General features: G+C 64.1%; 19 protein-coding genes and 1 pseudogene. 15 read left to right on the top strand and 5 right to left on the bottom strand.

What is annotated here, in order from left to right:
• Window positions 1-301: pseudogene (locus OEJ36_RS29155) on the bottom strand (hypothetical protein); the annotation flags it as partial.
• A gap of 386 nt (window positions 302-687) precedes the next feature.
• Here OEJ36_RS29155 and OEJ36_RS29150 point away from each other — a divergent pair.
• Both OEJ36_RS29150 and OEJ36_RS29145 read left to right on the top strand, forming a co-directional pair.
• Window positions 688-1,341, top strand: coding sequence for a YceH family protein (locus OEJ36_RS29150; protein WP_263404470.1), 654 nt, complete (start codon window positions 688-690; stop codon window positions 1,339-1,341).
• A 99-nt stretch (window positions 1,342-1,440) separates the two neighbouring features.
• Window positions 1,441-2,571, top strand: a complete 1,131-nt coding sequence (locus OEJ36_RS29145) for a M14-type cytosolic carboxypeptidase (protein WP_263404469.1) — start codon at window positions 1,441-1,443, stop codon at window positions 2,569-2,571.
• 626 nt (window positions 2,572-3,197) lie between these two features.
• Here OEJ36_RS29145 and OEJ36_RS29140 read toward each other — a convergent pair.
• Window positions 3,198-3,761 (bottom strand): TetR/AcrR family transcriptional regulator, encoded by a 564-nt coding sequence (locus OEJ36_RS29140; RefSeq protein ID WP_263404468.1) that lies wholly within the window; start codon window positions 3,759-3,761, stop codon window positions 3,198-3,200.
• Between the two features lie 172 nt (window positions 3,762-3,933).
• Between OEJ36_RS29140 and OEJ36_RS29135 the strand changes: the two genes are divergently transcribed.
• The 6 genes from OEJ36_RS29135 (at window position 3,934) to OEJ36_RS29110 (ending at window position 13,244) form a co-directional block, all read left to right on the top strand.
• A complete protein-coding gene (locus OEJ36_RS29135) occupies window positions 3,934-5,082 on the top strand; it encodes a MexC family multidrug efflux RND transporter periplasmic adaptor subunit (protein ID WP_263404467.1) in 1,149 nt (382 codons plus the stop codon).
• 27 nt (window positions 5,083-5,109) lie between these two features.
• Window positions 5,110-8,235: an efflux RND transporter permease subunit gene (locus OEJ36_RS29130; protein ID WP_263404466.1), complete on the top strand. Its 3,126-nt coding sequence runs from the start codon at window positions 5,110-5,112 to the stop codon at window positions 8,233-8,235.
• A gap of 5 nt (window positions 8,236-8,240) precedes the next feature.
• Complete coding sequence (locus OEJ36_RS29125) at window positions 8,241-9,665, top strand: efflux transporter outer membrane subunit (protein ID WP_263404465.1); 1,425 nt, start codon at window positions 8,241-8,243, stop codon at window positions 9,663-9,665.
• Window positions 9,662-11,197 (top strand): MFS transporter, encoded by a 1,536-nt coding sequence (locus OEJ36_RS29120; protein WP_263404464.1) that lies wholly within the window; start codon window positions 9,662-9,664, stop codon window positions 11,195-11,197. Before OEJ36_RS29125 ends, OEJ36_RS29120 begins: the two co-directional genes overlap by 4 nt.
• A gap of 120 nt (window positions 11,198-11,317) precedes the next feature.
• Window positions 11,318-12,094: an APH(3') family aminoglycoside O-phosphotransferase gene (locus OEJ36_RS29115; protein ID WP_263404463.1), complete on the top strand. Its 777-nt coding sequence runs from the start codon at window positions 11,318-11,320 to the stop codon at window positions 12,092-12,094.
• Between the two features lie 109 nt (window positions 12,095-12,203).
• Window positions 12,204-13,244: a hypothetical protein gene (locus OEJ36_RS29110; protein WP_263404462.1), complete on the top strand. Its 1,041-nt coding sequence runs from the start codon at window positions 12,204-12,206 to the stop codon at window positions 13,242-13,244.
• Window positions 13,245-13,268: 24 nt separating this feature from the next.
• Here the strand turns inward: OEJ36_RS29110 and OEJ36_RS29105 are convergent, their stop codons facing one another.
• Window positions 13,269-14,204, bottom strand: coding sequence for an SdiA-regulated domain-containing protein (locus OEJ36_RS29105; protein WP_411861069.1), 936 nt, complete (start codon window positions 14,202-14,204; stop codon window positions 13,269-13,271).
• A gap of 161 nt (window positions 14,205-14,365) precedes the next feature.
• Between OEJ36_RS29105 and OEJ36_RS29100 the strand changes: the two genes are divergently transcribed.
• The 7 genes from OEJ36_RS29100 (at window position 14,366) to OEJ36_RS29070 (ending at window position 20,501) form a co-directional block, all read left to right on the top strand.
• The gene (locus OEJ36_RS29100) at window positions 14,366-14,959 is read left to right on the top strand and encodes a GNAT family N-acetyltransferase (protein WP_263404460.1); all 594 of its coding nucleotides are present in this window, start codon (window positions 14,366-14,368) and stop codon (window positions 14,957-14,959) included.
• Window positions 14,960-15,020: 61 nt separating this feature from the next.
• Complete coding sequence (locus tag OEJ36_RS29095) at window positions 15,021-15,440, top strand: DUF1801 domain-containing protein (RefSeq protein ID WP_263404459.1); 420 nt, start codon at window positions 15,021-15,023, stop codon at window positions 15,438-15,440.
• Window positions 15,440-16,249 (top strand): AraC family transcriptional regulator, encoded by an 810-nt coding sequence (locus tag OEJ36_RS29090; protein WP_263404458.1) that lies wholly within the window; start codon window positions 15,440-15,442, stop codon window positions 16,247-16,249. The genes OEJ36_RS29095 and OEJ36_RS29090 overlap by 1 nt, the downstream gene beginning before the upstream one ends.
• Window positions 16,250-16,325: 76 nt before the next feature.
• Window positions 16,326-16,703, top strand: coding sequence for a cupin domain-containing protein (locus OEJ36_RS29085; RefSeq protein ID WP_263404457.1), 378 nt, complete (start codon window positions 16,326-16,328; stop codon window positions 16,701-16,703).
• A 564-nt stretch (window positions 16,704-17,267) separates the two neighbouring features.
• The gene (locus OEJ36_RS29080; RefSeq protein ID WP_263404456.1) at window positions 17,268-18,890 is read left to right on the top strand and encodes a methyl-accepting chemotaxis protein; all 1,623 of its coding nucleotides are present in this window, start codon (window positions 17,268-17,270) and stop codon (window positions 18,888-18,890) included.
• A 25-nt stretch (window positions 18,891-18,915) separates the two neighbouring features.
• On the top strand, window positions 18,916-20,085 hold the full coding sequence (locus OEJ36_RS29075) for a hypothetical protein (protein ID WP_263404455.1): 1,170 nt from the start codon (window positions 18,916-18,918) through the stop codon (window positions 20,083-20,085).
• Between the two features lie 11 nt (window positions 20,086-20,096).
• Complete coding sequence (locus OEJ36_RS29070) at window positions 20,097-20,501, top strand: phosphate ABC transporter substrate-binding protein (protein ID WP_263404454.1); 405 nt, start codon at window positions 20,097-20,099, stop codon at window positions 20,499-20,501.
• Between the two features lie 708 nt (window positions 20,502-21,209).
• On the opposite strand, the gene OEJ36_RS29065 is transcribed toward OEJ36_RS29070, so the two are convergent.
• Together OEJ36_RS29065 and OEJ36_RS29060 are read right to left on the bottom strand one after the other, a co-directional pair.
• Window positions 21,210-21,713, bottom strand: a complete 504-nt coding sequence (locus tag OEJ36_RS29065; protein ID WP_111264869.1) for a Bro-N domain-containing protein — start codon at window positions 21,711-21,713, stop codon at window positions 21,210-21,212.
• 350 nt (window positions 21,714-22,063) lie between these two features.
• Window positions 22,064-24,226, bottom strand: coding sequence for an AAA family ATPase (locus OEJ36_RS29060; protein WP_263404453.1), 2,163 nt, complete (start codon window positions 24,224-24,226; stop codon window positions 22,064-22,066).
• Window positions 24,227-24,230: the final 4 nt, after the last annotated feature.

The raw sequence follows: 24,230 nt of genomic DNA, 5'->3' as shown, positions 1-24,230 counted from the left end.
CGGAGCCGTCTTCAGCAACACGGAAGCCCGGAGTGCGATCGGAACCGTCTTCGGCAACACGGAAGCCGGGGGTGCGATCGGAACCGTCTTCAGCTACGCGGAAGCCCGGGGTGCGAGCGGAGCCGTCTTCGGCAACACGGAAAGCAGGGGTACGGGCGGAGCCGTGTTCGGCCAGGCGGTTGATGGTGCGCTCAGCGCCGCTGGCGAGAGTCTGCTGGGGTTGTGCGGCGTCCTGGGGCAGGGCGAACGCGGTAGCGGACAGGGAAGCGATGAACAGGCTGGCAAGGATTTGCTTTTTCATTTTGGGTGCCTCGTGGTTTCAAGTGGGGTTGAAAGTGAACACGAGGCCAATGTTACGGATGGAAAATCGATAAAAAAGTGGATACGGCTAATGGTCAACATCGATGCCGTCGATAGTTGCGTTGGCATGATTGAAAATCAATGAGTTAGCTGTGTTTTTGATGTGTTTATGCGGCGCTGTAACGCTCTGTAAAAGACTTTTTCGTTAAATGACAATAATCAATTAATTCGATTGATTGGCCTGTTCAAGCGGCTTGTTGGGCTTCCTGGCTCATCCAGTGTTCGAGGAAAACAACGCGTGTGGTGGGCGCGCCGCCAGCTTGTCGCGGTGTAAAGGGACGGTCACTCAGGCTAGGCTATGGCCCTTTCCCACCATCGGATGGCGACATGTCCAGCGAGATCGAAACCCCCTTCAGCAACGAGCCCCTTTCCGCCGTCGAGGTCCGCCTGCTCGGCAGCCTCATCGAGAAGCAGGCCACCACGCCGGAGTCCTACCCGCTGACCCTCAATGCCCTGGTGCTGGCCAGCAACCAGAAGACCAGCCGCGAACCGGTGATGAACCTGACCGCCGGCCAGGTGGGGCAGGGCATGCGCAGCCTCGAAGGGCGCAGCCTGGCGCGCCTGGTGATGGGCAGCCGCGCCGACCGCTGGGAGCAACGCGCCGAGAAGACCCTGGAACTTGTGCACGGCCAGCTGATCCTGCTCGGCCTGTTGCTGCTGCGCGGCCCGCAGACCCTCAACGAGCTGCTCACCCGCAGCAGCCGCATGCATGAGTTCGACGATGTCGAGCAGGTGCAGCACAACCTCGAACGCCTCGTCGCCCGTGGGTTGGTCACGCTGATTCCGCGCCAGGCTGGCCAGCGCGAAGACCGCTACATGCACCTGCTGGGCGAGAAGGGCGACCTGGAAGAGCTGCTGGCCGCGCGCCAGAGCGCCCCGGAACGCAGTGAAAGCCGTGCCGGCAGCGATGCACGCATCGAACAGCTGGAAGCCCGCGTCGCCGAACTCGAAGAGCGCCTGGCGCTACTCGAGGCGCGTTGAGCCCCATCTGCGCAACTCTTTGTCGCTTGGCGCGTTTCCCAGGGATGGCCGACCTGCCATCCTTGCGCGCAACCCTGATCCACAGCCTTTGAGGTAGCCATGAAAATCAGCTCGGACTTCGATAGCGGCAATATCGAGGTAAAGGACGCCAGCAACCCCCAGCACGTACTGTTGGCGATGCGCCCGGACCTCAAGAGCCATCACTTCCAGTGGTTCCACTTCAAGGTCGAGGGCCTGACCCCCGGCCAGCGTCACGACTTCAGCCTGGTGAACGCCGGGCAGTCCGCCTATGCCCATGCCTGGACCGGCTACAACGCCGCCGCCTCCTACGACCACGTCAACTGGTTCCGCGTGCCCAGCCACTTCGACGAGAAGGGCTTGCACTTCGGCCTGCAGCCCCGTGAAGGGCAGATCTGGTTCGCCTACTTCGAGCCCTACAGCCGCGAGCGCCACGATCGCCTGATCGCCGACGCCCTGGCCAATGCCGGCGCCGAGCTGTTCGCCACCGGCAAGAGCATCGAGGGTCGTGACATCCCGCTGCTGCGTGTCAGCCGCAACCCGGCGGCCCAGCGCAAGGTCTGGATCATCGCCCAGCAGCACCCCGGCGAGCACATGGCCGAGTGGTTCATGGAGGGCATCATCGAACGCCTCAAGGGCAAGGCCGATGCCGAGCTGGAAGAGCTGCTGGCCAAGGCCGACCTCTATCTGGTGCCTAACATGAACCCCGATGGCGCCTTCCGTGGCCACCTGCGCACCAACGCCGCCGGCAAGGACCTCAACCGCGCCTGGCAATCCGCCAGCGAGGCCGAGAGCCCCGAGGTGTTCTTCGTCCAGCAGCAGATGCGCAAGGTGGGCGTCGACCTGTTCCTCGACATCCATGGCGACGAGGAAATCCCCCATGTGTTCACCGCCGGCTGCGAAGGCAACCCCGGCTACAGCAAGCGCCTGGAACGCCTGGAAGACGAGTTCCGCAACCGCCTGGTGGATATCGGCGCCGATTTCCAGACCCGCTACGGCTACCCGAAGGACGAGCCCGGCAAGGCCAACACCACCCTGGCCTGCAACGCCGTGGGCATGGAGTTCGATTGCCTGTCGTTCACCATCGAAATGCCGTTCAAGGACCACGACGACAACCCCAACCGGGAAACCGCCTGGGACGGCAAGCGCTCCATGAAGCTTGGCCAGGACGTGATCAGCGTCGCCGCCGCCATGGTCGACGGCCTGCGCTGACCGCCGCTGCGCCCTTGTGAAAACGCCGCCTTCCCGGCAACGGGGAGGCGGCGTTTTTCGTTAGGGCTGCATCGCGGATGAATCCGCTCCCACGGCCCTTGCCCTTGGGGCTACCCGTAGGTTGGGCTGAGGTACGAAGCCCAACAGGCGGGGCCGGACCTTGCCAAGATCCCACCGCTTGGCACGCCTGTAGGAGCGAGCTCTGCTCGCGAAGCTGGCGGCGCTGCGCGCCGCTTGGCGAATGAATTCGCCCCTACATGCGAAGCCCGACGCTCCGGGGGGGAGAACCGCACGTAGCCCGGGCTTCAGCCCGGGAATGCTCCTCAGGCGCGGGTCGGCGCCGCGGCACCATGCAGCTCAGTAGGTTGGGCTGAGGTACGAAGCCCAACAGGCGGGGCCGGACCTTGCCATGACCCCACCGCCTTGCACGCCTGTAGGAGCGAGCTCTGCTCGCGAAGCTGGCGGCGCTACATAGCTGTTTTGGTTTTAAAGCAAACGCTTAAGCACAGTGCTTTCCTGGCGCCTAAGGGGTTCTGCCACCGCATGGGTTTCGCTTCGCTCTACGCCATCCTACGAAAGCCGCCACCCTCTAGTGCGTAGCCCGGGCTTCAGCCCGGGAATGCTCTTCAGGCGCGGGTCGGCGCCGCGGCGCCATGGAGGAAGAACAACTCGAGCAGGGAGGCGGAGCTGGAGCTGGCGGCACGGCCGCGGCGTTCGGCGTCGACGATGCCGAAGATCAGCGACAGGAAGAGTTCGGAGAACAGCGCCGCGCTGATGTCGATGCGGAACACCCCCTCCTGCTGGCCGCGCAGGAAGAACTTGTCCAGGGCGTCGCAGTAGGTCTGCCAGCGGGCGTCCTCGGCATTCGGGTCGAGGGTGTCGGGGTTGTACTGGAACATCAGGAACACCAGCAGCTCGCGGTGCATCAGGTGTTCGGCAATCAGCCTGCGCAGCACCTGCAGCGGTTCGGCCTGCTGCAGGTCGCCGGCCGAGAGAATCTGGCCGATCACCGTCTCGCCGTGGGTGATGAGCATGTCCACCAGGTTGTCCCGCGTGCCGCAGAAGCGGTGCAGCGTGGCCTTGCTGACCCCGGCCGCTTCCGCCAGCTCCTTCAAGGTGGCACGTGGACGCTCGACGAACGCGACGGCCAGCGCCTTGAGGAGTCGTTCGTCTTGAGCTGTCAGCGACATGGATGGATCCCGTCTTGATTTTCGGATTGCGCGCATTGTGCAGAAAAAACCTCCGGCTTCAACGGTGGAGGACATGATTAATAACAAAAGATTCAAATGAGACAATATTGACTCATTTCGATCAAGAGAAGATCATGCGCGCCTTTCCAGTCAAGTCGTCCGGGTGAATTACATGGGCAGGTTGCGTGCAGCAGGAACAATCAGTGCATTGGTGGTGGCCATGGCGCTCGCGGGTTGCGGGGCGTCCGGCGAGCCGGAAGCGGCGGCCGAGCAGGCCAGGCCCGTGGAGGTGGTGGCGGTGACCACCGAGCCGCTGGTGCTCACCACCGAGCTGCCCGGGCGCATCGAGCCCGTGCGCGTGGCCGAGGTGCGTGCCCGGGTCGCGGGCATCGTGGTGCAGAAGCGCTTCGAGGAAGGCGCCGACGTCAAGGCCGGCGAGCTGCTGTTCCAGATCGACCCGGCGCCGCTGAAAGCCACCCTGTCCCGTGCCGAAGGCGAGCTGGCCCGCGCAGAAGCGTCGCTTTACGAAGCCCAGGCGCGGGTCAAGCGCTACGAGCCCCTGGTGAAGATCGAAGCGGTCAGCCAGCAGGACTTCGACACCGCCACCGCCGACCTGCGCAGCGCCAAGGCGGCCGTGCGTTCGGCCCAGGCAGACCTGGAAACCGCGCGCCTCAACCTGGGCTATGCCTCGGTGAAGGCCCCCATCTCCGGCCGCATCGGCCGTGCGCTGGTAACCGAAGGCGCGCTGGTGGGGCAGGGCGAAACCACCCTGATGGCACGCATCCAGCAGCTCGACCCGGTCTATGCCGACTTCACCCAGCCGGTGGCCGATGCCCTGCGCCTGCGTGAGGCGCTCAAGGGCGGCCAGCTTTCCGCCGGTGACAGCCAGGCGCTGAGCATCCGCATCGACGGCACCGACTACCAGCGCCAGGGCGAACTGCTGTTCACCGACGTCTCGGTGGACCCGGGCACCGGCCAGGTCTCCCTGCGCGGCAAGTTCGCCAACCCGGACGGCATGCTGCTGCCGGGCATGTATGTGCGCGTGAGCGCGCCCCAGGGCAGCGATGCCCAGGCCATCCTGGTGCCCCAGCGCGCCGTGCAGCGTTCGCCCGATGGCTCCGCCCTGGTGCTGGTGGTGGGTGCTGACGAGCGTGTCGAGGCGCGCCCCGTGCACACCGGCGCCATGCAGGGCGCGCGCTGGCAGATCAGCCAGGGCCTGGCCAGTGGTGATCGCGTGATCGTCGGCGGCCTCACCGGCCTGCAGCCGGGCACCAAGGTCGAGCCGCGCCCCACCCAGGAGCAACAGGCGTCCCGCCAGTAAGGTCGGGATAGCCGCGAGGAATCATCCATGTCTCTGTTCTTCATCAAGCGTCCCAACTTCGCGTGGGTGGTGGCGCTGTTCATCTCCCTGGCCGGCCTGCTGGTCATCCCCATGCTGCCGGTCGCGCAGTACCCCAACGTGGCGCCACCGCAGGTCACCATCACCGCTACCTACCCGGGCGCCTCGGCCCAGGTGCTGGTGGATTCGGTCACCAGCGTGATCGAGGAAGAGCTCAACGGCGCCAAGAGCCTGCTCTACTTCGAATCCACCAGTAACTCCAACGGCACCGCTGAAGTGGTGGTTACCTTCCAGCCGGGCACCAACCCGGAACTGGCCCAGGTGGACGTGCAGAACCGCCTGAAGAGGGCCGAGTCGCGCCTGCCCCAGGCCGTGCTCACCCAGGGCGTAAAAGTGGAGCAGACCAGCGCCGGCTTCCTGCTCATCTACGCCCTCAACTTCAAGGAAGGCGCCCAGCGCAGCGACACCACCTTCCTCGGCGACTACGCCGCGCGCAACATCAACAACGAGCTGCGTCGGGTGGCCGGTGTCGGCAAGCTGCAGTTCTTCTCCTCCGAAGCGGCCATGCGTGTCTGGATCGACCCGCAGAAACTGGTGGGCTACGGCCTCTCCCTGGACGACGTGAGCAACGCCATCCGTGGGCAGAACGTGCAGGTCCCGGCCGGTGCCTTCGGCAGCTCGCCGGGCAGCACCGAGCAGGAGCTGACCGCCACCCTGGCGGTGAAGGGCACCCTGGACGACCCGGCCGAGTTCGGTCGCATCGTGCTGCGCGCCAACCAGGACGGCTCCTCGGTGAAGCTGGCCGACGTCGCCCGCCTGGAAGTGGGCAGCGAGAGCTACAACTTCTCCTCGCGCCTCAATGGCAAGCCCTCGGTCGCGGGCGCCATCCAGCTGTCCCCGGGCGCCAACGCCATCCAGACCGCCGAGGCGATCAAGCAGCGCCTGGCCGAGCTGTCGGTGAACTTCCCCGACGACGTGGAATATTCGGTGCCCTACGACACCTCGCGCTTCGTCGGCGTGGCCATCGAGAAGGTGATCCACACCCTGCTGGAAGCCATGGTGCTGGTGTTCCTGGTGATGTTCCTGTTCCTGCAGAACGTGCGCTACACGCTGATCCCGGCCATCGTCGTGCCGGTGTGCCTGCTGGGCACGTTCACGGCCATGTACCTGCTGGGCTTCTCGGTGAACATGATGACCATGTTCGGCATGGTGCTGGCCATCGGCATCCTGGTGGACGACGCCATCGTGGTGGTGGAGAACGTCGAGCGGATCATGGCCGAGGAGGGGCTGTCCCCGCGCGACGCCACGGTCAAGGCGATGGGCCAGGTGTCCGGCGCCATCGTCGGTATCACCATGGTGCTCTCGGCGGTGTTCCTGCCGCTGGCCTTCATGGCCGGTTCCGTGGGCGTGATCTACCAGCAGTTCTCCCTGTCGCTGGCGGTGTCGATCCTGTTCTCCGGCTTCCTCGCCCTGACCTTCACCCCGGCCCTGTGCGCCACGCTGCTCAAGCCGATCCCCAAGGGGCACCATGAGAAGCGCGGCTTCTTCGGCGCCTTCAACCGTGGCTTCACCGGCCTCACCCAGGGCTACACCCGCCTCAACGGCGGCCTGGTGAAACGTGCCGGGCGCTTCATGCTGGTGTACGCCGGCCTGGTGGCGGTGCTTGGCTACTTCTACCTGCGCCTGCCGGAATCCTTCGTGCCGGTGGAAGACCAGGGTTACATGATCGTCGACGTGCAGCTGCCGCCGGGCGCCACCCGTGCGCGCACCGACGTCACCGGCCAGCAGCTGGAGCAGTACCTGGGCTCCCGCGAGGCGGTGGAGAACACCTTCCTGGTGATGGGCTTCAGCTTCTCCGGCATGGGCGAGAACGCCGCGCTGGCCTTCCCGACCCTGAAGGACTGGTCCGTGCGCAGCGACGAGCAATCGGCCGGTGCCGAAGCCATGCTGACCAACCAGAGCCTCGCCGGCGTCAGCGACGGCGCGATCATGGCGGTCACCCCGCCGCCCATCGACGGCCTCGGCAACTCCGGTGGCTTCTCCCTGCGCCTGCAGGACCGTGGCGGCCTCGGCCGTGAAGCCCTGCTGGCCGCCCGCGACCAGTTGCTGGGCCAGGCCAACGGCAACCCGAAGATCCTCTACGCGATGATGGAAGGCCTGGCCGAAGCACCCCAGCTGCGCCTGGAGATCGACCGCGAGAAGGCTCGCACCCTGGGCGTGAGCTTCGAAACCATCGGCAGCGCGCTGTCCACCGCGTTCGGTTCCTCGGTGATCAACGACTTCTCCAACGCCGGCCGCCAGCAACGCGTGGTGGTGCAGGCCGAGCAGGGCGAGCGGATGACGCCGGAAAGCGTGCTCAAGCTCTACGTCAGCAACGCCAAGGGCGAGCAGGTGCCGCTCTCCGCCTTCGTCACCACCCACTGGGAAGAAGGCCCGGTGCAACTGGTGCGCTACAACGGCTACCCGACCATCCGCATCGCCGGCGACGCCGCACCTGGCGTCAGCACCGGTGAAGCCATGGCCGAGATCCAGCGCCTGGTGAGCCAGTCCCCGGCCGGCATCGGTTACGAGTGGACGGGCCTCTCCTACCAGGAGAAGGTCGCCAGCGGCCAGGCGGTGCAACTGTTCGCCCTGGCCATCCTGGTGGTGTTCCTGCTGCTGGTGGCGCTCTACGAGAGTTGGGCGATCCCGTTCTCGGTGATGCTCATCGTGCCCATCGGCGCCCTCGGCGCGGTGCTCGCGGTGACCTCGGTCGGCATGCCCAACGACGTCTACTTCAAGGTCGGGCTGATCACCATCATCGGCCTGGCGGCGAAGAACGCCATCCTCATCGTCGAGTTCGCCAAGGAGCTGATGGAACAGGGTCGCGGCTTGCGCGAGGCGGCCATCGAAGCCGCGCGCCTGCGCTTCCGCCCGATCATCATGACCTCCATGGCCTTCATCCTCGGCGTGGTGCCCCTGGCCCTGGCCAGCGGCGCCGGTGCGGCCAGCCAGCGCGCCCTCGGCACCGGTGTGATCGGCGGCATGCTCAGCGCCACCGTGCTGGGGGTGATCTTCGTGCCCATCTGCTTCGTCTGGGTGCTGTCGCTGCTGAAGCGTCGCTCCGCACCCGCTCAACAATCCACGGAGGCCTGAGCGCCATGCACAGACACGCCTTGACCGCATCGGCCCTGCTGATCGCCCTGACCCTGGGCGGCTGCTCCATGGCCCCCACCTACGAGCGCCCCGAAGCGCCGGTGGCCACGCACTGGAACGGCCCAGCCGCCATACAGGACCAGGCCGCCAGCGAGCTGGACTGGCGCACCTTCATCGTCGACGCCGACCTGCGTCGGCTGGTGGGGGAGGCGCTGGCTAACAACCGCTCCCTGCGCCAGACCCTGCTCGATATCGAGCAGGCCCGCGCCCAGTACCGCATCCAGCGCGCCGACCGGGTGCCGGGGCTTTCCGCCAGTGCCTCGGGCAATCGCCAGCGGGTGCCGGGGGATCTCTCCAGCACCGGCACCTCCACCGTCACCAGCAGCTACCAGGTGGGCGTGAGCCTGCCGGAGTACGAGCTGGACCTGTTCGGCCGGGTCAAAAGCCTCACCGACTCCGCCCTGGAGCAGTACCTGGCCACCGAGGAGGCGGGCCGCAGCGCACGCATCGCCCTGGTCGCCGAAGTCACCCAGGCCTACCTGACCTATGACGGTGCCCAGCGCCGCCTGGCCCTGACCCGGCAGACCCTGGAAAGCCGCGAGGACTCCCTCGACCTGACCGCCCAGCGCCGCGCCGCCGGTGCCGCCACCGCGCTGGATCACCAGGAAGCCCTCGGCCTGGTGGAGCAATCCCGTGCCGAGCTGGAGGCCAATCAGCGGCAGAAGCAGCAGGCGCTCAACGCCCTGGTGCTTTTGATCGGCACGCCGGACGCCGCCAAGGCACTGCCCGAGGCCCCGCGTGACGAGCTGCTGCTGATCCAGGACATCGCCCCCGGCGCGCCTTCGGCATTGCTGGAGCGGCGCCCGGACATCCTTGCCGCCGAGCACCGGCTGAAGTCGCGCAACGCCGACATCGGTGCGGCGCGCGCGGCGTTCTTCCCGCGCATCAGCCTCACCGGCAGCTACGGCAGTTCCAGCGCCGAGGTGTCCGGCCTGTTCGATGGCGGCTCGCGCTCCTGGAGCTTCATGCCGACCCTGTCGCTGCCGATCTTCGATGCCGGCCGCAACAGCGCCAACCTCGACCTCGCCGAAGTGCGCAAGGACGCCGCCGTGGCCGCCTATGAAGGCAGCATCCAGACGGCCTTCCGCGAAGTCGCCGACGCCCTGGCCGCCACCGACACGCTGCGCCGCGAGGAAGCGGCCCGCCGCGCCCTGGCCAACACCAGCAACGAGACCCTCAAGCTGGCCAAGGCCCGCTACGAAGGCGGTGTCGACAGCCACCTGCGCTACCTGGATGCCCAGCGCAGCAGCTTCGTCAACGACTCCACGCTGATCGAAACCAGCACCCAGCGGCAGCTCGCCCTGGTCGACCTGTTCCGCGCCTTGGGTGGCGGCTGGAGCAGTGCCGACGCCAGCGTGGAGAGTCGATGAGTTCGAGCCACCCTCCGGGCAACCGATGGCTGATCCTGCTGGTGGTGGTCCTGGCGTACCTGCCCATCGTCATCGACATGACGGTGCTGCATATCGCCGTGCCGTCGCTGACCCTGTCCCTCGGGGCCAGCGGCGAGCAGGTGCTGTGGATCATCGACATCTACCCGCTGATCATGGCCGGCCTGCTGGTGCCCATGGGCACCCTGGCGGACCGCATCGGCAGCCGGCCCATGCTGCTCACCGGCCTGCTGGTGTTCGTCGGCATGTCCTGCGTGGCGGCCTATGCGCCCACGGCCGGCGCCCTGATCGCCGCCCGCGCGGGCATGGCGGTGGGTGCCGCCATGGCCTTGCCCTGCACCCTGGCGATCATCCGCCGCGCCTTCGAGTCGCCCAAGGAGCGTGGCATCGCCCTGGGCCTGTGGGGCACGGTGGCCTCCGCAGGCGCGGCGCTCGGCCCGCTGGTGGGTGGCGCGCTGCTGGAGCATTACTGGTGGGGCTCGGTGTTCCTCATCAACCTGCCGGTGATGCTGCTCATCTGGCCCCTGGCCTATGTACTGGTGCCCCGTGATGCCGGCAGTGGCAGCGGTGGCAGCGGTGGCTGGAAGATCGGCCAGGCACTGCTGTTGATCGCCGGCATCATCGCCAGCGTCCATGCGCTCAAATCCGGCCTCAAGCCGGGCGGGCCGTCCTGGGTCAGCGGCCTCACGCTGCTGGTGGGCGTCCTGCTGCTGGCCGACTTCGTGCGCCGCCAGCTCACCAGCGCCGAACCCATGCTCGACCTGAGCCTGTTCGCGCGGCCGGCCATCCGCTCCGGGCTGATCATGGCGCTGGTGGTATCCGGCGCCCTGGCCGGCACCGAACTCACCATCGCCCAGGAGCTGCAACTGGTGCTCGGCTGCACGCCGCTGCAAGCCGGGCTGTTCCTGCTGCCGCTGATGATCGCCGCCGGCGTCGGCGGGCCGTTGGCGGGCTACCTGGCGTCCCTGGTCGGCCTGCGCCGGGTGGCGACCACCGCCTTGCTGTGCTCGGCCATCAGCCTGGCGGGGCTGGGGTTCAGCGATTTCCGCGAGGCCGGGCTGGCCGTGGTCGGCCTGCTGGTGTTACTGGGCCTGGCCCTGAGCATCGGCCTCACCGCATCCTCCATCGCCATCATGGGCGCCGCGCCGGTCAGCAAGGCGGGCGCCGCCGGTGCGCTGGAGGCCACCGGCTACGAGATGGGCACCGGGCTGGGCATCACCGCCTTCGGCGTGTTGCTCTCCAGCGTCTACGGCGCCGCCATCCACCTGCCGGGCGGCGTGCCCGAGGCGGTGAAGGACCAGGCGATCCGCTCGCTGTCGGACACCCTGGTCGCTGCCGAGCGCCTCGATGCCACCCTGGCCGCGCCGCTGGCCCAGGCCGGCCGCGAAGCCTTCAGTGCCGCCCACGGCGCGGTGCTGCTCTCCGCTGCCACGCTGCTGGTCGGCCTGGCGGTGGTGGTGTTCCTCTCGCTGGGCAAGGAGGAGGGCAGCGAGCCCGCCGCAGTGGGGCACTGAGTGCGGCGCGTCGGCTCTGGGCCGGGGCTGCGCATTCAAGGCCTGTCACAATTTCCGCGCATCCTGCGCTTGGCGGCTGCGCTATCGTTGCGCGCTTTCCATCAACGACAGGCGGGCTCCATGCCATTCGTGCTTCCTTCTTCCATCGCGCGCTTCATCGACGGCGCGCCCCTGACGCGGGATTGTGTCGGTGAATCCCCGTGCGAAGTCCACGCCTTCAGCCGTGGCAACGACCGTTTCTTCCTCAAGCTGAGCGCCGCCGTCTATGCGCCCACCACCTACAGCGTGCTGCGCGAGGCACGTGTGCTGCAGTGGCTGGACGGCAAGCTCGCCGTGCCCGAAGTGGTGGCCAGCGCAGCGGATGAGGCCCATGAATTCATGATCACCCGCGCCGTGCCCGGCCAGCCGCTCTCCGAGCTGATGGCGGAGGCGCCCACCGTGCACCAGGCCTTCGGTGAGGCCCTGCGCCAGTTGCAGGCGGTGCCGGTGGAGGGCTGCCCCTTCGACTCGTCAGCCGCCGTGCGCCTGCGCGAGCTGGAGTACCTGGTGGGCCAGGGGCTGATCGCCGATGACTGGGACCCGGAAACCTGGCCCGGCCTGCCGACGCCCGAGGCGTTGATCGCCCACCTCCACGCCAGCGTGCCGGTCGAAGACCATGCCTTCAGCCACGGCGACCTGTGCGACGCCAACCTCTTTCTCGATGCCCGGGAACGCCTGCACTTCATCGATCTGGGGCGCGGCGGCCTGGCCGACCGTTGGCTGGATATCGCCTTCGCCCACCGCAACCTCGCCGAGGAGCTGTCGCCGGCAGCGGCCGAGCGCTTCATCCGCCAACTGGGCATCCCCGACCAGCCGGCCAGGCGCCTGTTCTTCGAACAGCTGGACGAGATGTTCTAAGCCCCTCGCGGACACTGATCTAGCTCATCTGCACTATTTCGCCCCCATACCGTGTCGATGGAAAATGACCGGTCCAGGACCCGCTCCAGCCTCTATCAAGGATCGATGCATGAAATTGCCTCGCCCGCTTTACGCCCTGTCTTCCGCCTTGCTGCTTGCCCTGTCCCTCGCCGGTTGCGTGCCCGAGCCCTACACCAGCGGCTATGGCATGGACGACCCGAGCAACGGGCCCCTGCTGGACAAGGTGGACGCGGCGCTCAAGGCGAACATGGCCGTGGTGCTGGTGGCCGACGTGATGCCGCACAAGACGCTGAACGACGCGCTGACCATGACCCAGTGGACGCCCACGGTGATCTGGCAGAACGAGAGCGACCCGAACATCACCTTCGGCCGCCGCTTCAAGACCAACGAGCTGCAGCGCGACCCCAAGCCCAACAACCTGTTCACGGCCTTCGAGGTGCACATCCTGCCGCCCGGCAAGTACCTGCTCACCGGGGGCGACGACTACCAGATCCGCGGGGTGCTCGACGAGGTCGGCGCCCGCAGCGGCCCGGTCGGCTCGGGTAAAGGCCCCAACGGCACCGCGTACCTGTCCACCGAGATGTACCGCGAGTACTACCGCGAAGAGGTGTGGAAGGACGCCACCTACGGCAGCGAGCTGAAGAGCGAGAAGGTCTGCACCGCCGTGCACGTGGCCAGCGGCGCCTGCGTGGCCTGGGGCGAGCAGCAATACAGCCAGACGACCCAGGGCGCGGGGGCCGGCTACTACCAGCAGACCGACTCCCGGGACGTCCCCTCGATCAAGGTCCAGGCACGCCTGCCGGCGGACAAGGCCCTCGCCAGCTTCACCGTCCAGGGCGGGCAGCTGGTGCTGGCCCCGCGCATGCACCTGAAGAGCCCCAGCGCCCAGTACCAGCGCTCCAAGTGCCGGGCGACCGACCCGACGAAGATCGAGTGCCCGCTGCAGAACTTCACCGTCTACACCTGGCCGGCGCCCATGGACTTCGCCACCTCCGTCATCTCCCCGCGCTACCTGAGCGACAGGCACCAGGAGATGCTGTCCCGGCTCGTGCCCCTGCAGATCACCCCGCTGCGCCAGCAGGGCAAGGAAGACCCGCTCTGGGGCGTGCCGCTGTCGTTGACCCAATAAGCCGGACTGGGCGGTAGCCGGCGCCTAGGGCACCCGCTCGAAGCGATAGAACAGGTTCGGCTCGCTCACCAGGTAGAGGTTGCCGCTGTCGTCCAGGGTCATGCCTTCGCCTTGCGGCACATCCTCCTGCAGGCCGGCGAAGCCACTGGAGAGCGTGCGGTAGTCGAGCATCCGACCGTCGCCGTCCAGCGCCACCATCATTTGCGATTCGTCGCTGAGCAGGAGCAGCTGCCCGCTGTTCTCGTCGTAATGCGCCGACGACAGGTCGGTGGCGAACACCGCGCCGAGCCAGGCGCTGCGGTCGATCACCTGCAGGTTGAAGGCGCCGCCGATGCTCGCCTTCAGGCCACGGACCTCGTACAGCGCGCGGGGTGAGTGCTCCTTGACCACGAACAGGCGGTCGCCCTCGCGGTCGTAGCCCACGCCCTCGAAGCCCTGGTTGCCGCCGGCATCCAGGCCCAGGGTCAGGGCCGGGTAGTCGCTACGCAGCAGCGGCCCGGGTTGCCGGGGCACCGGCATCACCACCAGCGCCTGGCTGCGTTCCTCGGCGAGCAGCAGCAGGCCGTCACCCAGGTAGGTAACGCCTTCCACATCGGTGAAGCCATCGAGCGGGTAGCGCGCGAGCACCTCGCCGTCCTTGCTCATGGCCAGCAGCTCTTCGGGGTTGTTGAGCACCGCCCACAGCTGGTTGCGGTGCTCGTCGAAGGTCAGCCCCGAGAGGTTGTCGGCCACCTGCGGCACCGGCCTCGCATCGATCTTCACGCGGTAGTTCGGCAGGTGGCTGCGCGCATCGGCGGGCTGGTCCTGTTGCCAGGCCGTGTTGAGCCAGAAGTACAGGCGATCGTCGAAATGCTGCACGCGCACCTGGTAGGCCAGGACGGTGGAAACCAGCAACAGCACCCACATCCATGGGCGTACGGCGGGAAGCCGTCCTGGCGCCCCCTTTGCGGCAGATGACATGAGCGTGCGCTCGCTTGCTCGGCATGGGAGTCGTCCAGGCTAGAGCGGCTTTGTTGCAGTTCTGCGGGGTCGAAGCATGGGGAAACACATGCGCCGGATATTCCGGCACGCAGGGGCGCTGCGTTACGCTTGCCGTCCCCGTCGTTCCAGGAATTCCCCCGATGCCCAGCCAGGCCGCCCAGCAGCCGACCCTCAGTGGCCAATGCGTTGCACTGCTTCCCCTGCAGGCGGAACACCGCCAGGCGCTGCTGGATGCGGCCGCCGATGGCGAGCTGTGGAACCTGAAATTCACCGTGGTGCCGGGGCCGGAAACCGTGGACGCCTACATCGCCACCGCGCTGCGGGGCCGCGAGCAGGGCACGGTGATGCCCTTCGTGATCGTCCGCCGCGAGGATGGCCGGGTCATCGGCAGCACGCGCTTCTGGAAGCTCGACCGGGTCAACCGCAAGCTGGAGATCGGCCACACCTGGCTGAGCGAGTCGGCCCAGCGTTCCGGCGCCAACACCGAGGCCAAGTTCCTGCTGCTCAGCCACGCCTTCGAGGTGCTGGACATGGTGCGCGTGCAGTTCACCACCGACGAGCTGAACGAGAAATCCCGCGCCGCCATCCTGCGCCTCGGTGCCCAGCAGGAAGGCATCGTCCGCCACGAGCGGATCATGCCCGACGGCCGCAAGCGCAACTCCGCGCGCTTCAGCATCATCGACCCGGAGTGGCCCGAGGTGAGGGCGCGCCTGCTGCAGCGGATGGCGCGCTGACGCCGGCTGGTCTTCAATCAGTCCCCTGGTACGAACCCCGGAAGCAATGGAGGCAAACCCCATGAGCAAGGACAGCAGCAAGGTGGAAGAGGGCGCCGTGGACGCGCCCGCGCTGATCGACGCACGCATCGCCGAGCTCGCCGACTGGCGCGGCGAAACCCTGGCCAAGGTGCGCGAACTGATCCGCGCCGCCGACCCCGAGGTGGTCGAGGAGTGGAAGTGGCGGGTGCCCGTGTGGTCTCACGGCGGCATCGTCTGCACCGGTGAAACCTACAAGAACGCGGTGAAGCTGACCTTCGCCAAGGGCGCCTCGCTGGAAGACCCGGCCGGCCTGTTCAACGCCAGCCTGGAGGGCAACGCCCGCCGCGCCATCGACATCCACCAGGGCGAGCACATCGACGGAGCGGCGTTGCAGGCACTGTTCCTCGCCGCCGTCGCGCTCAACGCCTCGCGCCCCGCCAAGGCTCGGAAGCGCGCCTGATGACCGAGCTGCCCGGCACGCGCGACTGGGTGCTGCGCAGCGACCACCCGGCGCGGATCGAACGCATCGAGGCCTACTTCGGCGGCCACGGCTACGACCCGCACCGCCACGACACCTACGCCATCGGCCGCACCCTCTCCGGGGTGCAGAGCTTCAGCTACCAGAAGAGCCTGCGCCACAGCCTGCCCGGCGGCACCCTGGTCCTGCACCCCGACGAGCTCCACGACGGCATGGCCGGCACCGAGGCCGGCTTCCATTACCGGATGATCTACGTCGAGCCGGTGCTGATCCAGCAGGTGCTCGGGGGGAGGGCGCTGCCCTTCGTGCCGGGCGGCCTCTCCGATGACCTGCGCCTGCACCGCGCCACCGAAACCTTCATGCAGGCCATGGACCGCCCGCTGCAGGCATTGGAGGAACAGGACGCCATCTACGACCTGGCCCAGGCGCTGCAAGCGGTGGGTGGCAGGCGGCGAGGGCGCCGGGCCTTCGACTTCGCCTCGGCCGAGCGCGCCCGGGACTACATCCACAGCCACCTCGGCAGCAACGTCACCCTCGACGAACTGGAGCGCGCCAGCGGCCGCGAACGCTGGAGCCTGTCCCGCGATTTCCGCGCGCTCTACGGCACCAGCCCCTACCGCTACCTCACCCTGCGCCGCCTCGACCGCTGCCGGCGCATGCTGCTGGACGGCTTCAGCCTGGCCGACGCCGCCCTGGCCGCCGGCTTCTTCGACCAGAGCCACATGACCCGCCACTTCACCCAGTGCTACGGCCTGCCGCCGGCGCGCTGGCTGCGCATGCACGGCCGCTGAAGCTGCAGGATCGTACAAGAGCGCTACGGCGGGCCTCGCTACTCTCGCGGCTCAATCCCCAGCCCGGAGCCGCACCATGGCCGTTCAGCCCAACCACCAGAGCATCAACCTGCTGCACAAGGTCTCGCTGTTCAGCGAGCAGTGGAACCCCAAGGTCGTCGCCGAAATGAACGACTACCAGTTCAAGGTCGTGCGCATCGCCGGCGACTTCATCTGGCATTCCCACGCCGACACCGACGAAGCTTTCCTGGTGCTCGAAGGCCAGCTGCGCATCGATTTGCGCGACGGCGCCGTCCTGCTCGGGCCGGGCGAGCTCTACGTCGTGCCCAAGGGTGTCGAGCACAAACCCTACGCCGAAGGCGAGGTGAAAATGATGCTCATCGAGCCCCGTGGCGTGCTCAACACCGGCGAGGAAGGCGGCGAGCGCACCGCGCAGAACGACGTCTGGATCTGATCGCCCGCCCGCATCGCACCTCCGTAGGAGCGAATTCATTCGCGATCAGCGGGCGCTGCCGCGCCCCGGGCTGAAGCCCGGGCTACACACCGATCCCACGCAGGTTGTAGGGGCGACTTCAGTCGCCCAGCGCCTTCGTGGGAGCGAATTCATTCGCGATAGGCGGGGCAGGGTGCAACCACGACCCCGCTATGTAGGGCTTCGCCCTGACACGCGACGTTTCACAGCCTTCCACCCTCACTGCGGCACAGCGTCGCGCCGATCTGGCCGACGCTTCGATTCCTTCATCCCCACATCGCCCCGGCCCGCTGGAGCCCCTGCTGTGCCTGGCCGTAACCCGCAAACGCAGCGGTAAAGCGCAGCGCAGAGGGCTTCCAGCAGGTTAAGGATTTACGACAGAAGGTAGGCATTTTCCCCGGATGGGGGCTATAGCAAAGAGAAGGGCAGCCGAAACAGGAATCGGCATAACTAGAAATAAAAGTCACAGCGTGACCGCCAAGTGGCTATTGGCCACTAAATAGTCTTTTTGTACAATCCGCGCCCCAATCTTGGGTACCTGCCAAAATGCTGAAGAATCTGTCGCTGACACTAAAGCTGTCTCTGCTGCCCGCTGTTGCCTTGCTGGGTCTATTGCTGTTCGTCGGCTACACCTCGATGCAGCTCTCGGCCAACGACGACCGCCTGGTAACCCTCGAAAACAACAGCTTCCCCACGCTGGAGAAGGCTGACGCGGTGAACTTCCAGTTCTCCCGCCTGCCCGGGCTGCTCAACAGCGCGGTGGCTGCCGGAGAGCTGGAAACCCTCGACGAAGCCCGCAAGGTGCTGGCCGATATCGCCGGCATGCAGCAGGCCCTGCAACCGCTGACCCGCGCCAACAGCGAGCGCTCCAGCGAGCTGGACGCCTGGCGCGCCGCCATCGGCCGCTATGCCGACAACGCGCTCTCCGCCTCCGAGCAACTGATCAAGGGCAGCGCCGGGTTCGACGACCTGCGCCCCAGCCTCGACCGCATGGCCACCGACCTGAAGGCCGCCCAGGACCTCGGCGCCGCCTTCCGTGCCCACGCCTACAAGGACTTCCAGGCCACCCTGGTGCAGGCCCGCACCGACAACGCCGAAACCACCCGCGTGGGCTTCATCCTCACCGCCTTGCTGGTGGCGCTGGTGGGCCTCGGCGCCTGGGTGATCATCCGCGGCATCATGGGCAACGTGCACGGCGTCATCGAATCCCTGCAGGCCATCGCCCGTGGCGACGGCGACCTCACCCGTCGCGTCAACGTCGACTCCCGTGACGAGATCGGCGAGATGATCCAGCTGTTCAACGGCTTCCTCGACAAGCTCCAGGGCACCATCCGCCAGATCATCGAGGCCGCCAGCCCGCTGGGGCAGATGTCCAAGGAGCTCTACCGCCTCACCCAGGGCGCGGAAGAGAACGCCAAGTCGCAGCAGGGCCACACCGACTCCATCGGGCGCGACATCCAGACCATGACCAGCAGCATCCAGGAAGTGGCCCAGCGCTCCCAGCAGGCCACCCAGGGTGCCGGCGACGCCTCGCGCCAGGCCGTCGACGCGCGCACCAGCATCAACGCACTGTCCGGCAGCATCAGCGACCTGGGCAGCAGTGTGCTCGGCGCCGTGCAGGCCATGCAGCAGCTGGAGGAGGAGACCCAGCAGGTCGGCTCCGTGCTCACCGTCATCCGCAGCATCGCCGAACAGACCAACCTGCTCGCCCTCAACGCCGCCATCGAGGCCGCCCGCGCCGGCGAACAGGGCCGTGGCTTCGCCGTGGTCGCCGACGAGGTGCGCAACCTGGCGCAGAAGACTGCCGCGTCCACTGCCGAGATCCAGCAGATCATCCAGCGCCTGCAGAACAGCGCCAATGGCGTGCTCAATGTCATGACCGCCAACGGCGACAAGGCCCAGGCCAGCATCGAACGCTCGGTCGAGGCCACCCGCATGCTCGAGTCCATCGCCACTGCGGTGGGCCAGATCGATGAACTGAACGCCGGCATCGCCCAGCTCACCCAGGAGCAGATCGGCCTCTCCAGTTCCATCCAGCAAGAGACACAAGTGTTGCAGCAGGACGCACAAGCAACCGCCCATGGTGCAGATGCCACCGCCCGCCTCGGCGAGCAGCTGGTCAGTACCGGAGATCACCTGCGCGCGGCCACGGCCCAGTTCCGCGTTTAAACCCCATTTTCAACGGAGCATCACGATGACCAAACTTCGTCTCCTCGGCCTGTCCATCTGCCTGGCAGGCTCTCCGGCGTTCGCGCTGGAGCAGGGCGAATACCGTTTCAACGGTTTCGGTACCGTCGGCGTCACCCACCTCGGTGGCGAGGACGACGGTCGCAGCTACGGCATCACCGGCCAGACCAACGACTCCTGGCGCGGCGACCAACTGAGCAAGTTCGGCGCCCAGTTGAGCTACGGCCTCACCGACACCGTGGGCGTCACCGTCCAGGCCACCGCCAAGCCCCAGCAGGACGAGTGGAAGGCCAACCTCGAGTGGGCCTACCTGTCGTGGCAGGCCAACGACGAACTGATGTTCCGCTTCGGCCGCCTGCGTACCCCCGTGTACATGTACTCCGAAAGCATCGACGTAGGCTTCAGCTACCCCTGGCTGCGCCTGCCGGACGAGGTCTACAGCCAGGTCCAGCTGTCCAACTACGAGGGCGCCGACGTCGTCTACAACATGCCGCTGTCCTTCGCCACGCTGTCGTTCCAGCTCGCTGGCGGCCAGGCCAAGAACCGTGACTACTTCGCCTACGACGAACAGTTCGACATCGACTACAACAAGGTCTTCGGCGGCAACGTCAGCCTCGCCACCAACGATTTCGGCACCTTCCGCGTCGGCTACGTAGAAGCCGACATCAAGACCGACATCACCGGCACCGTGGTCGGCATCCTGCCCCCGGGCGTTGGCGTGGTGCAGCAGCAGAGCCTGGTCAACCTCGACAACAAAAAAGGCAAGTTCACCTCCATCGGCTACCAGTACGACAACGGCACCTGGCTCACCGCCAACGAGTGGACCAGCCGCAAGGTCGAAGGCGACAACACCGGCAACACCGACTCCTTCTACCTGATGGGCGGCCGTCGCTTCGGCGAGTTCCTCGGCCACGTCACCTACGCCCAGCTGGATGACGACGAAGGCCGCCAGAACTCCTGGACCCTCGGCCTGAACTACAACATCCTGCCCACCGTCGTGCTCAAGACCGAGTACAAGCGCGTGGACACCAGCGGCGGCTACGACGGCGTATTCATCCGCAACGCCCAGGAGCTCTACGAGAACACCGTCAACGAACTCACCAGTGGTGCCTTCGGTGTACCGGCCCGCAACTACGACGGCGACATCATCAGCGCCGGCGTCGAATTCGTGTTCTGAGGAGCCGCTACATGAAGCAGTCAATCAGCCTCCTGATCGCCGCCGCCGGCCTCAGCGCCGCCACCCTGGCCAGCGCCGAAGTCGCCGTCATCGTCAATGCCGGCGCCTCGGCCAGCCCGTCGCAGTCCGACGTGGCCAACATCTTCCTCGGCAAGAACAAATCCCTCAAAGGCGTCGACCAGAAAGACTGGAACGCCACCAAGGAGAAGTTCTACACCGCCGTCACCAGCAAGAACGAAGCGCAGCTGAAGTCCTACTGGTCCGGCCTGGTGTTCACCGGCAAGGGCCAGCCGCTGCCCACCGTCGCCGGTGACGCCGACGTGGTCGCCAAGGTCGCCGCCGAAGCCGACGCCATCGGCTACGTCGACAAGGCCGCCGTGACCGATAAGGTCAAGGTGCTCTTCACCCTGCCATGACCCGGCAGCGGTAATGAAAAGGCCGACGGGGCAACCCGCCGGCCTTTTTCTTTGCCCACCCAAACCCCAACGCAGCCGCCTGTAGGGGCGACTTCAGCCGCCCGGCGATACCCGGCATCGCGTTTTCGTGGGATCGAATTCATTGGCTCTGTCTACGTTAAGTGTTGCTAGGAGATTTGAGCCTGGCTGGTTGCCGAGTTTTGCTGAAAACTCCTGTTTCGCCTTGCCGGGCAAGTCCCTTTTAACAATCGCCTTAAAAGGAACCAAAAGCGCTCGCCCCTGCATACGGCCCGACTACGTCGGGTTCCCTCGCTCCATCATCGTTCCAGGGGCACGCCGCGAAGGGCCATCCCTGGCCCATCGCGGCTCTCGCGACATCCATGTCGCTCAACCCCCTCCACGACGATTCGCTCGGCCTCCTGAAAGGGGCATTTGGCGGCTGCTCCAACTTCTTCGCTCGAATCCTCACATTGATGTACGCACCAACCCAGCGTGTACGTGGCGACGGCTTTCGTAGGATGGGTAGAGCGGAGCGAAACCCATGCGGCGGAGGTGGCACGAACCCTTGGACGCCCGGAAAGAGCCGTGCTTGAGAGCTTGCTTTAAAACCACAACAGCTGACTCAGACTGAACGATTCATTCGCGACAGGCGGGGGGCAGGGCGCAACCACGACCCCCGCCACGTTGGGCTTCGTCCCTCAGCCCAACCTACAGGAGCTGCAAGCCCTTCCAGCTCGGCAGATCACGCAATTCCGGCTCGTCATGGATGGCCAGGAACACCGGCAGGTCGCGCCGCGCGATCCAGATATCACCCTGCCACTTGAGCACGCCCACCTGCTGGTTGGCCCAATGCATCAGGGCCCGTTGCGGTGCCGCCTCGGCGTCGCGGTGGCGGTCGTGCAGGGTGGGCAGCACCACCTCGCTCAACCACTGGCCGATGCAGCGGTGCTCCGGGTGGCGGAAGCGGTACAGCGCCTTGTACGCCCCGGCATCGCTGATCACCTCCACCTCCTCGCGCAACCCGGTGGCGTATTCCAGCAACACCCAGCGCTTCTGGTTCGGGTCCATGCGCTGGGGCAGGCGATAGGGGCGCAGCGCACCGATCATCCGCGCGAAATCCACGGCGACGAACCAGGGCTGGTTGTCGATCATCACGGCGCGCAGGGGATAGGTGTTGCGGTGGAAGAAGAGCGGGGTGAGTGCTTCGTGCATGGTGTAGCTCCTATCAGTCAGTTCAGGAGCTGCCGCCATTCGCTGTCAAACGAAGGGTGGCAGACCGCGCGGGGTTGACAGACCGGCGATAGGACCCGGCAGACCCGAGGGTCTCCCCACGCGATCTGCCATAGAGCAGTGCAGTTAAAACTGCATGCGAGCACGTGCCTGCAAAAAACGTTCGCCGTTTTTCGCATGCACCTAGCGGCGCAATCGCGCCTATCAGTACGGGCTGTCAAACCCGGTCGCGGGATTTACCGCGACCGGCGAAGGATAGGGAGGTGTAATGGGGATGGCAAGGGAGGGAAACTCTCGTAATACATAACGTTCTCCCTATTTTGTGGTGAATGCTATTTCATCATTGCGTTGTAATGATCAATGTAGCCGCAATCTTGAAATATCTCTTTTAGGCCATCTTTGAAAATTTGGTAGTCAAATTCTTTGATATCAAATATGTTTTGGCCTAACGAGTGGGACTCCCTATTCATATATCGATAGAAGGTTTTAAATCTGTCTGACGATAACACTGGTTTTTGAAATACATTATTAAAATCGGTCTTTTGAACGAAATTGAAAAAATATTCAACAATATTTCTCATGCAGTTGGCTATAAGGGCAGGAGGTGCTGAGGTATCTTTCACGATAGACCAATAGGACTGATAGTCATTTTGTATCTCCTCGTATCTCATGGGCACTATTTTGCTGCCGTCTGCATTCTTAACTATTCTAAAAAGGTGTTGGTACTGGTCTCGCTTATCTTTACCGGTAAAGGTTAGCTCGTAAAAGAAATATAAACTGTGTGTCAGTATGAATATCTGCTCAAATTTATCATTTTCAATGAAATGTCTTTTTATGAGCTGCCCGATGTTAAAGACATATAGGTGCGACAGACTGGAAATTGGATCGTCTATTACAATGATTTTATTTTTGGGGATCGCATCTGCGGATCGTTGCCCGTTGCATAGTTCGATAAAGTAAAGAAAACTAATTACGGTTTTTTCTCCTTCACTTAAAGAGTGGAAGGCGTTAGATGCTATGTTTGTTCTCGCTATTCTATACAAATTTTCACTGTGTTTGATTACGGAGAATCCATCAATGCCTATCTCTACAAGGGTTCTGTTGATGTTGTTTATTGCTTCTTCTATGTTTACGGTTTGTTCTCTAAGTTTAGCGATTTTTAATTTTTTCTCCGTGATTTTTTCTTCAGCTTCCAGAGATTTGGCATTTACTGTCCCTGATGTTTTTTCTAGCTCAGTGGTCGTTGCTTCGTAAGCAGAGATAGTCTGATTGAACTCCCATCGCATTAGGATCCAAAATTTTCTTTTTATTTCTTCGGCTGTGGATTTTTTGTTGTTGATTTTGTAGTTGTGATTCTCAATTAGTTTATTGATTTCGGTTAATATTTGATTTGCAGTGTCTGTGGCGGTGATGCTGCTTTTAAGACTTAACGGGATGCTCGGGTTTTTTAGTTTATTTTCAATTAGGAGAGTGTTTTCTCTGAAAATTGACTTCAGAGCCTCTGCCGTTGCGGCCCAAGAGTTCTCCAAATCTTTATTTGTGAATGGAAAAGTGCTGATATTTCCGAGGCTCAGGCCTTGCGTGAGGTTGGAGTAGTCAAGCTTTAGGCGCTCAAGCTCTAAAAGGTCTGCTTCATAAGCTTCGTCGAAGACGTTTCGAATGGATTCAGATAAGTTGTGGGTTATAGTAGGAGACTGGCAGAAGGGGCATTCGCATGTTTCGTGCGCAATATTAGTCGGTATGTATTTGAGGCCGGCTTTTACCCAGTCTGAATTACCTAGATTGCTTATAAATTGAGCGACAGAGCCTTCCTGGCTTCCTGTGATAATCTTTTCAAATAGGGGGTTTTTTTCTATTGCGAGCCAAGGTGCGTCAATCCTTCGTAGCGGCAGGATCGGAGACGAGTTCTCGCCTTGAGTAAGAGAGCTTTCTCTTTTGAGATCATCTACTGAGTAGCTAGGCGCTGAGGAGGGGAGAGGAATGGTTAGCAAGTGTTTGAAAAGCAATTCTGTTCGTTTTAGACCATCCAGGCAAAACTCAAGGACCCTATCACCACCGGAGTATTTTGTTTTAATTTCCCATATGGTTGAACTGGCCCGTTCTCTTGCTTGCTCTTTTTGCTTGTTTAAGTCCGCTTCTTCATTCTTTCTTTGAAATTGAGCTGAATTGAGTTTTTCGAGTTCTTTTGATTCTAATTCTATGCCTTGTAATGCGCTTTTATTTTCTTTTGATAGTGTGAAAATCCCCTTTAAATTATCTTCCTCATGAAAATATTCACTTAGGAAATCTTGATTGTATACTAGTAGATCGCAGTCTTGTGTTTGCTTGATTCTGCATTGTGTATAACGTGGGTCTGCCTGGTTGTATAGAAAGCTTGATATTGTGCTTTTTCCGGCACCATTAAGTCCATAAAAGAGACAGGTCCTATTCGTGGGTGAAATGGAGGATGGGGACTTGTAGCTCGCGACAGAATTGATAAGCATTTCAGTGATCATTAAG

Source organism: Pseudomonas sp. PDM13 (assembly GCF_025685765.1).
GTDB classification, from domain to species: Bacteria; Pseudomonadota; Gammaproteobacteria; order Pseudomonadales; family Pseudomonadaceae; genus Metapseudomonas; species Metapseudomonas solani.
Note: the sequence above shows the minus strand (reverse complement) of the source record. Positions and strands in the feature narration are given on the sequence as shown.

Bases quoted from the DNA above. Each gene is read 5' to 3' on its own strand.
- OEJ36_RS29100 (WP_263404460.1), top strand. From the start codon at position 14,366: ATGCCCAGCCAGGCCGCCCAGCAGCCGACCCTCAGTGGCCAATGCGTT.
- OEJ36_RS29075 (WP_263404455.1), top strand. From the start codon at position 18,916: ATGACCAAACTTCGTCTCCTCGGCCTGTCCATCTGCCTGGCAGGCTCT.
- OEJ36_RS29125 (WP_263404465.1), top strand. From the start codon at position 8,241: ATGCACAGACACGCCTTGACCGCATCGGCCCTGCTGATCGCCCTGACC.
- OEJ36_RS29080 (WP_263404456.1), top strand. From the start codon at position 17,268: ATGCTGAAGAATCTGTCGCTGACACTAAAGCTGTCTCTGCTGCCCGCT.
- OEJ36_RS29085 (WP_263404457.1), top strand. From the start codon at position 16,326: ATGGCCGTTCAGCCCAACCACCAGAGCATCAACCTGCTGCACAAGGTC.
- OEJ36_RS29070 (WP_263404454.1), top strand. From the start codon at position 20,097: ATGAAGCAGTCAATCAGCCTCCTGATCGCCGCCGCCGGCCTCAGCGCC.
- OEJ36_RS29105 (WP_411861069.1), bottom strand. From the start codon at position 14,204: ATGTCATCTGCCGCAAAGGGGGCGCCAGGACGGCTTCCCGCCGTACGC.
- OEJ36_RS29150 (WP_263404470.1), top strand. From the start codon at position 688: ATGTCCAGCGAGATCGAAACCCCCTTCAGCAACGAGCCCCTTTCCGCC.
- OEJ36_RS29095 (WP_263404459.1), top strand. From the start codon at position 15,021: ATGAGCAAGGACAGCAGCAAGGTGGAAGAGGGCGCCGTGGACGCGCCC.
- OEJ36_RS29140 (WP_263404468.1), bottom strand. From the start codon at position 3,761: ATGTCGCTGACAGCTCAAGACGAACGACTCCTCAAGGCGCTGGCCGTC.
- OEJ36_RS29120 (WP_263404464.1), top strand. From the start codon at position 9,662: ATGAGTTCGAGCCACCCTCCGGGCAACCGATGGCTGATCCTGCTGGTG.
- OEJ36_RS29130 (WP_263404466.1), top strand. From the start codon at position 5,110: ATGTCTCTGTTCTTCATCAAGCGTCCCAACTTCGCGTGGGTGGTGGCG.
- OEJ36_RS29145 (WP_263404469.1), top strand. From the start codon at position 1,441: ATGAAAATCAGCTCGGACTTCGATAGCGGCAATATCGAGGTAAAGGAC.
- OEJ36_RS29065 (WP_111264869.1), bottom strand. From the start codon at position 21,713: ATGCACGAAGCACTCACCCCGCTCTTCTTCCACCGCAACACCTATCCC.
- OEJ36_RS29115 (WP_263404463.1), top strand. From the start codon at position 11,318: ATGCCATTCGTGCTTCCTTCTTCCATCGCGCGCTTCATCGACGGCGCG.
- OEJ36_RS29110 (WP_263404462.1), top strand. From the start codon at position 12,204: ATGAAATTGCCTCGCCCGCTTTACGCCCTGTCTTCCGCCTTGCTGCTT.
- OEJ36_RS29060 (WP_263404453.1), bottom strand. From the start codon at position 24,226: ATGATCACTGAAATGCTTATCAATTCTGTCGCGAGCTACAAGTCCCCA.
- OEJ36_RS29090 (WP_263404458.1), top strand. From the start codon at position 15,440: ATGACCGAGCTGCCCGGCACGCGCGACTGGGTGCTGCGCAGCGACCAC.
- OEJ36_RS29135 (WP_263404467.1), top strand. From the start codon at position 3,934: ATGGGCAGGTTGCGTGCAGCAGGAACAATCAGTGCATTGGTGGTGGCC.